Annotated in this window: 9 protein-coding genes; 4 read left to right on the forward strand and 5 right to left on the reverse strand. The window is 65.8% G+C overall.

The window, feature by feature from the left end:
• The coding region (locus VNW74_RS15320) for a helix-turn-helix transcriptional regulator (RefSeq protein ID WP_325678248.1) at positions 1–1956 on the forward strand (1956 nt) is incomplete at its 5' end.
• Here VNW74_RS15320 and VNW74_RS15325 read toward each other — a convergent pair.
• On the reverse strand, positions 1951–2283 hold the full coding sequence (locus VNW74_RS15325) for a hypothetical protein (RefSeq protein ID WP_325678250.1): 333 nt from the start codon (positions 2281–2283) through the stop codon (positions 1951–1953). The two genes, VNW74_RS15320 and VNW74_RS15325, sit on opposite strands and share 6 nt — an antisense overlap.
• Before the next feature lie 161 nt (positions 2284–2444).
• Here VNW74_RS15325 and VNW74_RS15330 point away from each other — a divergent pair, with 161 nt between their 5' ends.
• The 3 genes from VNW74_RS15330 (at position 2445) to VNW74_RS15340 (ending at position 6001) form a co-directional block, all read left to right on the forward strand.
• Positions 2445–3617 (forward strand): oxygenase MpaB family protein, encoded by a 1173-nt coding sequence (locus VNW74_RS15330; RefSeq protein WP_325678252.1) that lies wholly within the window; start codon positions 2445–2447, stop codon positions 3615–3617.
• Between the two features lie 82 nt (positions 3618–3699).
• Positions 3700–5118 (forward strand): cytochrome P450, encoded by a 1419-nt coding sequence (locus VNW74_RS15335; protein WP_325678254.1) that lies wholly within the window; start codon positions 3700–3702, stop codon positions 5116–5118.
• A 1-nt stretch (position 5119) separates the two neighbouring features.
• Entirely contained in the window at positions 5120–6001 is an 882-nt protein-coding gene (locus VNW74_RS15340) for a DUF5995 family protein (protein ID WP_325678256.1), read from the forward strand.
• Here VNW74_RS15340 and VNW74_RS15345 read toward each other — a convergent pair.
• From VNW74_RS15345 to VNW74_RS15360, 4 genes are all read right to left on the reverse strand, one after another.
• On the reverse strand, positions 5981–9169 hold the full coding sequence (locus VNW74_RS15345) for an adenylate/guanylate cyclase domain-containing protein (RefSeq protein WP_325678258.1): 3189 nt from the start codon (positions 9167–9169) through the stop codon (positions 5981–5983). The genes VNW74_RS15340 and VNW74_RS15345 overlap by 21 nt on opposite strands.
• A 95-nt stretch (positions 9170–9264) precedes the next feature.
• Positions 9265–10158 (reverse strand): aldose 1-epimerase, encoded by an 894-nt coding sequence (locus VNW74_RS15350; RefSeq protein ID WP_325678260.1) that lies wholly within the window; start codon positions 10156–10158, stop codon positions 9265–9267.
• Between the two features lie 19 nt (positions 10159–10177).
• Complete coding sequence (locus VNW74_RS15355; RefSeq protein ID WP_325678262.1) at positions 10178–11341, reverse strand: FAD-binding oxidoreductase; 1164 nt, start codon at positions 11339–11341, stop codon at positions 10178–10180.
• An 11-nt stretch (positions 11342–11352) separates the two neighbouring features.
• Positions 11353–11941 (reverse strand): GAP family protein (locus VNW74_RS15360; protein WP_325678264.1); only part of this gene is annotated, 589 nt, incomplete at its 5' end.

Consider the following 11941-nt stretch of genomic DNA (forward strand, 5'->3'; position numbering starts at 1 on the left):
GTGTGGATGTGGGACGAACGCGTCGCGGTGTCGGACAGCATCGGCGACATGGTCGGTCAGCAATTGAGCCGGCTGACCCCCGATGTCGCGCTGGTCGTCGATACGTTGTCGCAGTACGAGCCGCTGCCTGTCGACCTGCTCTGCGACTTGGTGCACCGCCGCGATCTCGAGGTGGCCGAACAGATGAACCTGGTCACCGTGGAACGCAGCGGTTCCAGGCTCATGGCCCGACTCGCCCATCCGCTGTTCGGTGAGCTTCGGCGCGCCGCGGCCAGCGAAATGTATCTGTCGCGAATCCGCGGCAAGTTGGCGCAACGGTTGGCCAAGGAGGCCGACGCAGACGTGCACGCGACGGTGCGCCGCGCGTTGCTCACCCTTGAATCAGACCTTCCTCCTGACCCTCAGCTGTTCCTGGAGGCGGCACGCTTCGCGATGACGCTGCTCGACCTCGACCTGTCCGACCGATTCGCCACCGCCGCTGCCGATGCGGGGGCCAGCGAGGCCGTCGGCCTGCGCGCGATAAGCCTGGCAGGGCGCGGGCATGGAGACAAAGCCGAGGTGATCCTGGCCGGAATCGGTCGGGATGACCCCGACGGACATCACTGGGCAACCGTGCGGGCGGCGAACCTGATCTGGAATCTCGGCCGACCGCGGGAGGCGTCGGCCATTCTCGACGGCCTGGCATTGACGCGGGAATCCGCGTCGGAGCGGGCAGAGCGCGCCGCGATCGAATCGTGCGTGGATTCGGTGATGGCCCGCTGCGAAACCGCGGCGGAAAAGGCACGGGCGGCGCTGCGTTCGCCGACACTGCCCGACTTTCACGCCATGTTGGCGTCCATCGCGTTGACCATGGCGGCTGGCGCGTTGGGCAGACTCGACGAGGTCTCCAACGTCGGGGCCGAGGCCATCGACCGCGCGATCATGTCGTTTCAGGCGTCGCCGGTGAGGTTCTGGTACGGCGGCGTCTATGCGCGCGCTTGCCGGCTGAGCGGGCGCATCGACGAATGCGTGCGCTCGGCCAAGCAGCTATCCGAGTCGGTACGCGACGTTCCAGGTCTGGCGTATGCGAACCTTGCTTTCTTGCTGGGCCATGCCGAGCTGGCGCGCGGCGAGATTCCCGCCGCGGTGAAACTCCTGCATGAGGCGCTGGCCGGGGCGGAAAAGCACAGCGTCAAAACCGGTTTACAACCGGCGAGTTGCTTCGCGCTGGCGGAAGCGCACGCCAAGCTGGGCCAGCTCGATGCCGCGAACGACGCGATCACCGAAGCGCGCCGATGCGTGCCGGCCGACTACCTCTTCATGCAGACGGCTCTGGCGGTGGCCGGCGGCTGGGTGCTGGCGGCCGGCGGGTACCTGACCGACGCGATCTCGAAAGTCCGTGCTGCCGGCGAGGATGCGCGTAACCGCCATCAACGAACGCATGAACTGGCCTGTGTGCAAGTGACGGCTCAATGGGGCGACACCTCGGGCGCGACGCGGGCGCGTGAACTGGCAGATGAATTATCGTTTCCGCTTGCTAATGTTGTTGCGCGGCATGCCGAATCGTTGTTAGCCAACGACGGGGAAGGTCTGCTCGCGGCATCGGCAGACTACCGGGCACTCGGCGATCGGGCCGCTGCCGCGGACGTCGCCGCTCAGGCGGCCGTGGCTTTCAGCCGCAACCAGCAGCGCAAGCGCAGCCTGCATGCCGCGGCGGTGGCGCAGCAGCTCGCCGCCGACTGCGGCGGCCTGTGTACGCCGGCGCTGCGAAACCCGATAGGTCAACCGTTGACCGGCCGTCAACGCGAGATTATCGAATTGGTCGCGGCAGGGTTGTCCAACAAAGAGATCGCCGACCGGCTCGTCACATCGGTACGCACCGTTGAAGGCCACGTGTATCGCGCGTACCAGCGTCTGGGCGCGGGTTCCCGCGAGGAGCTGGTCGAGATGTTGCACGCCGGCCGGGGCGGCTCATAATCTGTCCATTTCCCGTGCCATCCGGGCGCGCTCGATGTACGCGCCGCCATGAGAGTAGTGGGGCCGGGGCGGCGGCAATTGCAAGGCCGCGGCGACGTCACGAAGCGCGCCGATCATTCGGGTGATCGGGGTGAACCGTGGCCGTACGGCTGCCGCGGTACCGAGCATCACCTCGTGTTCGGTGATCAGAACTGGCGGCTCTGGCTCGGCGACCAGAGCCGGCGGCTGTGACGGGTTGTCTTTACTTACGTTGTCGTTACTTACGTTCGGTTGGATGCCGGTGACGGCATCCCGCGTTGCCTCGAGGGGCAGTGTCAAATCCGACATTTCCGATCGCCTCCACACGGTGTGGGCCTGTGATGATGTGTGGAACGTATGACTGGCGACGGTCGGGGAGCACGCGTAGCCGACTACTCGTGTTGCGGCTGAGAGCTACTCGGCTGCCGCCAGGCCCTAGCGAAGATCGCAGAGTCTGACAGGCTTTGTGTATGGCGGGCGCAACCGGAGGCTCCAAATGGAGTGACGCGCTGCTCGATCCCATGCGGGAGCTGGGCGATCCGCTGGCCGATGGGCCGGTCGCGGCCGTGCTCGAGCGGGGCGGCGCCGATGCGGTCAATGCGCTGATGCAGACGCTGGTCCGCGTCGACCAGCCGGTGCCGGAGGAGATGCCCGACGAGATCCGCGCCTACCTGGTCGAGACCTTGCCCCTGCCCGACTGGGCCGATATGGGCAAGATCGAGCGCGGGCAGCAGCTCTTCGAGACATGGGGCCTCGAGATCGCATGCTGCCTGTTCTGTGCATCGCTCCCGTCGGCGTACGCGGCAGCCAAAGGTGTGCAGGTGCTGTACTTGACCGCCCGGCTCGCTACCGACCCGCGCCGACGGGTGATGGAGACCGGCCAGTTCCTGATCGATGTGGGGAACGTCGGTGGGCTGGACGAAAACGGCAAGGGCCGACGCGCCATTCAGCGCGTCCGATTGATGCATGCCGCCGTCCGGCACCTGATCAAGGCCCGCAACGAGCTGACGCCCGGCATGTGGCATCCCGACTGGGGAACACCGATCAACCAGGAGGACCTCGCCGGGACACGCATGTCTTTCTCGTATGTCTTTTGCGAACCGATGCGTCGCCTTGGCGTGCGCGTTCCCGCCGAGGACGTCGAGGCTTACCTGCACCTGTGGAATGTCATCGGGCACCTGCTCGGTGTGCGCGACGAGTTGCTGGTGCACGACATCGCCGATGCCACCGCCCTGGTCGACGCCATTCGGCGCAGGCAGTTCGAGGCATCGCCGCAAGGGCAGGAACTCACTCGTGCGCTGCTGGAGCTGATGGACGAGCTGACACCCGTGCACCGTCTCGACGGCACAATCCCGCCGTTGATACGCCACCTGATCGGCGACGAGACCGCCGACCTGTTGCTGATTCCCAAGTCGGATCTCGCCGACCACCTCGGGCCGCTCGCGCGCCTCGCCAAGTGGTTCTTTGTGCACGTCTTGGGCCAGATCGAGCGCGATCTGCCGCGCTACCAACTGGCGTCACGCATGGCCGCTCCCTTCGGGCGAGACCTGCTGGACACCGGGCTCAAGTTGGAGCGCGGCGGTGATCGGGCGTCCTTTGACATGCCCGAGCACCTCGCCCGCAAGTGGGACCTTCTGGCCTGACAACTCGAGTACCGGTCCGCACAAGGGTGCAGTAGCCGTCTACTCGTGACGGCGCCACGACAGCCGAACCATGCTGGCAGACATGACGGCCACGATCACGGGCCCGGAAGTCACCGCCGGGCCGCCGGCGTCGACGGGATTGCCGTTGGCGCCCAAAAATCCGTTGCCGTACCGGCGGCGGCTGAAGGCGGCCAGACAGTTCGATACCGGTCTGGAGGTGCTGCGGGAATCGGGCGGATCGGTGACTCGAAACGTGCTGGGGCCGCGGTGGATCATGCCGCCGCTGGTGTTTGTCTCCTCCCCGCAGGGCGCCCACGACGTCCTGGCACGCACGGACGCATTCGCCGAGCGCGCGGCGACACCTATCTCATTAGAGCTTCGTCGGCTGGTTGGCGACAACCTGCTGGTGGTGCCGCATCACGAGTGGCTGCCGCGCCGCCGCGCGCTGCAGCCAATCTTCACCAAGCACCACGTTCCCCGGTTCGCCGGGCGCATGGCTGAGGTCGCCGAACAGCTTGCCGACCGCTGGGCCGTTACCGCCGAGGTGGACCTGGACACCGAATGCCGCGCAATGACGTTGCGAGCGCTGGGCCATTCAATACTCGGAATCGATCTGGCCGACCGAACGCAGGTGGTGGGAGCCGCGCTTCGGACCGCAGGCAAGTGGGCGACCGACCGGGCATTGCGTCCAGTAAACCCGCCACGCTGGTGGCCCACGCGTGGGCAGCGCGGAGCCCGCGCGGCCAGCGCTGCACTGCACGCATTGGCGGCAGAGATCCTGCGCGCGTGCCGAGCCGACCCGACACGTGACGCTCCGCTGGTACGTGCCCTGATGCAGACCACCGACCCGCAGACCGGCCAGCCCCTGTCTGATCGCGCGATCTGCGACGAGTTGGTGTTGTTTATCCTCGCCGGCCATGACACCACCTCCACCGCGTTGACCTATGCGCTGTGGGCGTTGGGCCACCGGCCCGAACTGCAGCAGCGAGTCGCGGCAGAAACGTGCGCGCTCGGTGACCGTCGGCTCACTCACGAGGACGTGCCGCGGCTGCGTTGCACCGTGCAGGTCCTGCACGAGGCCCTGCGGCTGTGCCCGCCGGCGCCGGCCGTAGGGCGGACCGTGACGGCCGACATCGAGGTCGACGGCTACCGCCTACCTGCGGGCACGGTCGCCGTCGTCGCGATCTACGCCATGCATCGCGATCCTGCCTTGTGGGAAGCTCCGCTGCGCTTCGACCCCGACCGGTTCAGCCCTGAGCGCTGCAAGGGCCGCAACCGTTGGCAGTACCTGCCGTTCGGTGGCGGCCCGCGCGCATGCATCGGCGATCATTTCGCGATGCTCGAGGCAACCCTCGCCTTGGCAACCATCCTTCGGCGGGTGAAAATTGATTCCCTGAGCGGCGATTTCCCCACCATTACCCCACTGACGATGATCGCCGCCGCTCCCGTCCGAGCCAACGTCGGAACGCGTTCGGACCGATTGAACCGGAGGATCCGCTGAGATGTCTGCCCCCGCTCCACCTAGACCGTCATTCCCACTGCATCGCATCGAAGAACCCGAAACCATCGACGATGTCATACGCACCATCGATGACATCATCGGTTGGGCGATCAAAGCGGAAAGTCCCGTCGGCTACTTCGCTGTGCTATATAGGCGGTGCACTCTCGCCATTCGAGAAGCCATCAACGAGAACGTGTTTGACGACGGGCACCGTATGGAAGAGCTCGACGTCGCCTTCGCCCGGCGCTACTTCAACGCGTTGAATGCGTACTTCCACCCGGCCGAGTACGAAGGCCTGACGCTTCCCTGGGCGGTCGCGTTCGTCGGCGACGAGGACGACCAAGCGATCATCCTGCAGCACATGCTGGCTGGACTGAATGCGCACATCACTTTCGATCTGGGCCTGGCGCTGTTGGCGATTGCGGCTGACTCGCTGGACACGCTGACGAATGATTACAACCGCGTCAACGTCATTCTGTGCGCGCAGATCCCCGGCATTGTCAAGGTCGTCGAACAACTTTCACCCGACCTGCGCTTGAGCGGCTGGCTAGTACCGGACGAGGAGGGCATTCTCAAGGACGCGCTGACGAAATTGCGCCGAGGCGCATGGCTTTTCGCTATCTACACGGCGTTGCACCCGCAGAATGCCTGGCCAAAGAGATTGCATCAGGAAGCCTGGACGGCGGCGCTGAGTTCCTGGTACCTGCAACCGTCGGAAGGGTGGACGGGGCTGCCCAGGCTTATTCGCGCCATCGCCCAGCATGAGAGCCATGACGTTGCCGGCAACATTCGGGCACTCGACGCGATCACAAGGACCCCGGAGAAGCTGGATATGACTCACCTCCGAGCTGGCGAAGTCAGGTCACGCGAGAATGAGTTGTGACCGTGCGAATTCCGGCCAACGGGCATCGCCGCGGAAGCGGCGGCAAACGTCGGCCAGCTCGGAGCGATCACCGTCACCGAGAAGGTCGAAGGAATCTAGCAGACAACGCAATTCGAACAGAGTCGCGCCTTGGTGACGTGCCAACTCAAGCGCGGCTGCCAGGGCGTGGCGACGTTCCTGCGGGTCGGTGAACGTGTGAGCGCGTAAGCGCATCAGCTCGGCGTCCTGGAAACGCATTCCCGTCTCTTCAGCGTGCCGCAGCGCCATCTCCAATCGTTCACGCGCCTTCTCGGGCTGGCCGGCGGCAACAAGCAGGCGGCCGACGATCGCATCGTGAAACGTCAGATAACTATTGAGGTTTAGCAGCCGCGACCCGTCCACGATCTGCGCTATCCGCTCGGCCCGGGCAGCCAGCGTGGCCGCGTCGGCACCGGCGCTCAGCGCGGCCAGCCCCTTGGCAGTGGCGTTTTGGGCGGCACCGACCAATCGCCACAGGTCGAGCCCCGACTGCTCGCTTTGCCTGCGAAGCTCGGCGACCAGAGTGGCGGCCTGCGAAATTTGGCCGCTTTCCAACCGGACCCAGATTTCCATGAAGTAGGTATGTGCCCTGTTGTGAGCGTTCTGCGGAAATTCCAAAGTGTCGCAGCGCCGTACTGATTCGGCCAACTGCGCGTCGGCGCTGTCGAGGTCGCCACAGACCATATGCGTAAGTGCGAGGAAGATGTGTGCCGACGATATCGGGTCGACAACCACCCACCAGGCGGATTCCAGCACCCGAGGATCGGCGGCCGAGCGGTCGGCGAGCGCCCGCAGCAGATGTTCGCGGGCGACCGTGAAGTCGCCTTCCAGCCAGGTTACGGTGCCCAACGATGACGCTATGGCCGGATCACTCCAGGGCCGATCTTTGGTTATCCGGGCGGATAGCGAGTCGAGGAGTTCATGAGCCTGGCGCAGTTGGGCGCGCGGCAGGTAGTAGCCGATCAACGCGGTGAGCGTGGTGAATAACTCGTCTTGGTAGTTGCCGGTACTCGCCAAGGCCAGGCACCGTTCGAAGTCGGCAGGTCCTACGCTGCCTTGCGCGGCGGCGGCCAAAACGCCGCGTTCCAGCCGGATCGCGATTTCGTTGCGGTCGCGGGCGGCGCCCTCGGCACAGCCGGTGAGCTGATTGAGAGCGTTCGTCAGGCACGCCAGCGCTTCTTGGATGGCGCCGCGGCGTCGGGCGTTAACTGAGGCTTTCTGATAGGCGTCGACGGCGTCATCGCACTGCAGGGCTTGCTCGTAATGCCCTGCGACCATACGCCAATCCGGCTCGACGGCGCTTGCTGCGTCGACCAGCGCGCAGGCAGCGCGCGCATGGAGATCGCGGCGCAGCGATGGTGGAGCCAGCTCGACCGCCACCTCCCGGAGCAGCTCATGACGAAATCGCCAGCCGTCGCTGCCGCGCCTTTCCAGCACCCGCGCCCGGACGAGTTCGGTGACGACGTCATCGACGTCTTCGGCGTCGCGCCCGACCACCCAGCGAAGCAAGGCGAGATCACCGGCGCGCCCGATGACGGCGGCGGCCTCGACCACCGGGACGACGTCGGCGTGGGGGTGATACAGCCCGGCGAACAGCAGCTCATACAGCGCCTCGGGTACCCCAGACTCGGCTCCGGCGGCGTCGAGTTCTCCGACGACGTGTTCGATATAGAACGGAACCCCGTCGCATCGGCCGCGTATCGCGGCCCGCTGCGCGTCGTCGGTTATCGACGGGTGCAGCGCACTGATCAGCGCATCGGACTGCTCGTCGGTCAGCGGCGCAACATCGAAAAGCGTTACCGGCCAATCGGTTCGTAGCCAATCACCGTCACGTCCGGTCACGACCACCATCAGCCGTCCGTCCGCGGTTGCGAGCAATGAGTTGAGCAGCTCCAGGCTGGACGGGTCGAACCAGTGCACATCCTCGGCGACCACCAATCCGGCTTGATCTCCGATGCAGGCCAGGACATATTGTTGAACCGTCGCGCCGATCAACTGGTAAAGGGCGCGGCCTTCCACGGCAGCCGGCTGGTAGCCGTGCTCAGGACCGACGCCGAGTACCGGCGCGAGCAGAGGTATCGTGCTCACGGGATCCATTCCGCAGGAACGCAGTTCGGCTTCCAGTAAGCGCAGACGCTCCGCGCCGTCGGTGAGCCGGGTGATGCCGCATCGGCGTTCCACGAGCCTGCGCGCCGGATGCAGGCCGGTGTCGGTGTGCAGCGGCGAACCGAACAGCTCGATCGCGGGCGCGCCTGAACTCCGGACTAATTCGGCCGCCTCGGTCGCCAACCGGGTCTTGCCGATTCCCGGCTCGCCGCGGAATATCACGCCTGGGCTGCTCAGCACACCATCGCAGGCCCGACGCCAGCTCTGCTGCAGCCAGCTGCGCTCACGGTCGCGCCCGATCAGGGGTGGCGACCACAGCGGCGGTGCTTCCGGTCGCTCGCCGAGCACCCGGTGATGGCTGACCAATCCTTCGACACCCTTCACCGGCCCCGGCGGACGTACGTCGAGTTCGAACAAGTCACGGACCAACGGCGCGACCGAATCTGACACCGCCACCGTGCCCGGCTCGGCCAAACCAGAAAGACGGGCGGTGAGGTTAGCGGCAAACCCGTACACGTCGTCCTGGTCGGTGTCGAGGTAGACCAGGCCACGATGGATGCCGACCCGCACGTTGATGGTCACGCCGAACTTGCGTTGGGCCAGCTCGCTGAGCTGTGCCACGGCACGGGTGATGTCCAGTCCCGCCGCGACGGCACGCCGCACATCGTCCTCATGCGCCTTGGGGTGGCCGAACACCGCCAACAATCCGTCGCCCTTGATCGAGCTGATATGGCCCTCATATCGATCGACGACGCGGCGCACCTCATTCTGGTAGCGGCCGACCAAGGTGCGATACCTCTCCGGTTCCAAACGGGTGGACAACGCCGTCGAGTCGACAAGATCGGCGAACATGATTGTCAGTCGGCGGATTTCACCGTATTGAGCGGGGGCAGTGAGCAGGTCCTCAGCCTCTGGGTTGCCGTGGTCGACCGAAAGAACCTGCCCGGCCAAGGTAGTCGCGGTCGCATGGTCGCCTTCGTTGATGGCCCGCACCGCGCGGTCCAGCAATTCATCGATCGACCTACCGCTCGCGCCAGGGCTCACCTGCTCCTCCTGCCCTAGATTGGCTAAGGGTACCTGTCGGCCGCGCCATTTTCACCGCATGCCTAATAGCCTCAGTTGCTCCGGCAAGACGCAGGTCAGGTGACGCGAATCGAAAACTGGGCGACTGCCGATTCGCCCGGGCGCGCCGACGGATAGCCGCCACGGCGGAGTGCATCGGTGGGCGCCGTCATCGGCTCGAAGCAAATGACTTCTTCACCCGGCGGCGCGAAGATCTGCGCAGCCGGATAGCCCTGTTCGAAGTGAACCTCAATCCGGCGGCCGCCACCGGACACCGCGAACACCGCGCCATCGGCAACCTCGTCGTAGCCGTCGTCAAAAGCCTTGTCGCCCAATGCTTCAGTCAGGGCCGGTTGCGGTGTCGTCGCACCGGTGGGCAGTCCCCGCTCGTCGAGGCGCAGCCACCGCAACGGCGGCGTCTCGATGATCCACTGGTCGCGCGACACCCCGGGCAGCTGCAGATAGGGGTGAAATCCGAAACACAGCGGAACTGCCTTTTGCCCGGTGGGGGTCACCGCGGTGCGCACGGTCAGGCTCTGCCCGGCGAGGCGCACCGTCACCGCGAGCAGATGCGGAAATGGAAAGCTGGCCAGTAACTCTGGATCGGCGCCGAAGTCCAGCTCGACGGTGAGCTCGTCCGCCGATTCAGTCGTTATCCGCCAGCCCGGATAGGCGGCCAGCACCCCGTGGATCGGCAGTCCGTTGGGATCGGCTCGCACTCGGTGCTGGCCAGGCGTCAGCGTGACTGTCGTGCCCTCTGCCGTATAAGTGTTGGCGCCCAGCCGATTTGCCCACGGGTACAGGATCGGGATACCCATCGTTTTGCCGTTGGTCACGTAGGCGTCCAGGCCGCGGCGTTGGCCGAGTAGTTCGACGCCCGAGTCGGTCAATGAAACGCCGATCATGCCGGCGTCCGGGACGAACTGGGCCTCGAGATTCGACGACGAGTCGCGCAGAGTGACAGGGTGCACCCGATAAGACTAGCCAAGGTTAGCTGTAAAGCGGATCGTGCTGAATCCGATCCGGCGGCGCCCCTTTGGCGATCAGCGCGGCCTTGGTAGCGCGCACCATCTCCGGTCCGCCGCAGATCAGAATCTGCCGGTCCCCCCAGTTGCCGAATTTGGTGACGACGTCCATCAGCTTGCCGGTCTGGCGCAGATGCAGCCCTCGCGGCGGCGTCACATCGGGATAGTCGGCGGCCCAGGCCGGGTTGTCGTTGTGCTCGGAGACCGGTGACACTGACAGCCAGGGATTGTGCGCGGCAATCTGCCACAAGGTGGGCAGATCGTAGAGCTCGCAGGGGTAGCGGCCGCCGAAGAACATGTGCACACGCGGGTTCACACCCCACCGGGTCAGGTCCATGACGATCGAGCGCAGCGGCGCGAGCCCGGTGCTGCCCGCCACCATCAGCACGTCGCCACCATCGCGGTCGACCTGCAAGCCGCCGTGTGGGGTGGACAGCCGCCAACGGTCGCCGGGCTGGGTCTCGTGGACGATGGCGTTGCTGACCATGCCGCCAGAGACCGCCCGGACATGGAACTCGATGGCGCCGCTGTCATCCGGCGGGATCGCGGGCGTGAGATATCTCCACCGCCGCGGGCACTGCGGCACCGCCACGTTGACGTACTGGCCGGCGTGATAAGGCATCGGGCGGTCCAGCTGCAGCCGAATCACGGCCAGGTCGCGGGATATCCGCCGGTGCTCGATCACCGTGCCGTCCCACCAGGCCGGCCCCTCCTCGGCCTCCGCCGCGCCACGCATCACCCCGGTGATCAGGTTCAGCGACTGCCGGGCAGCCGCGTCGACAGCGTCGGTCCACGCCTCGGCCAGCTCGTCTCGCAGGGTCGCGTGCAGCACCTGCCCTAACGTCTCGTAGTGCTCAGGCAGCACACCGTATTTGCGATGGTCGCGTCCCAGCTGCGCCAAAAACGCCACCGGCTCCTCAGCACGCTGGGCGACGAGCTCGCCGTACACCCAGTTCAACGCATGGGCAAAAGCGGCCCGCTGGGTGCCCATGTCCGGCGGGAAGAGGTCGCGTGGCGAACCGTCGAGCGAAAACCAGCGCGTGTAAAACCGGCCGATGAGCCCGTCTTCGTCGTCCGGGTCGATGGCAGCATGCAATAACGCCAGTGCATCCCGGTCGTTGAGGCTCACGTCCGACGATTTTATGCGTGCTGGAGCAGCGGATGAATTCCGTTGTAGAGCACCATCAAACCGATGAGCACCAGGACCGCGGCGAGCAGCACGGCGTTGTTTTGCTCCATCCACTCCTTGAGCCGCGCCATCGCGCTATCTAGCCGGTCACCGGCGCCCGCGTAGGCAAGGACCGGGATCGCGACCGTGGAACCGGCGACGGCGACGAAGACGGCGCCGAGTATCCAGTTGGCCGCCATGTCGTGCCCGCCGCTACCGATTGCCAAACCGGCTAACGCGCAAGAGATCAGCACCTCAGGCCTGATCACCACCAATACCAGCGCGGTAATGCCGGCGCGGGTGGGCGTGAGCGTCGAGAAAGACCGCATCCACCGTGGCGATTCGGTGTGGCTGTGGCGGGTCAGCCAGTGGTAAAGGCCGTACGCGATGAGCGCCAATCCGAGGACGATCCGCAGCCAGGACGCCCAAGTGGGCGGTGACTTGCGCAGATCCCCGAGCGCGTCGGAGGACGCGACGAAGATCGCGGTCAGTGCGGCCAGGCCCAGCAGCCAGCCGCCGAGGAACGCAAGGCCGGTCGGCCTTGGCCGCGGCGTTTGCAAC

Source organism: Mycobacterium sp. (assembly GCF_035570115.1).
In the GTDB taxonomy this organism is placed as follows: domain Bacteria; phylum Actinomycetota; class Actinomycetes; order Mycobacteriales; family Mycobacteriaceae; genus Mycobacterium.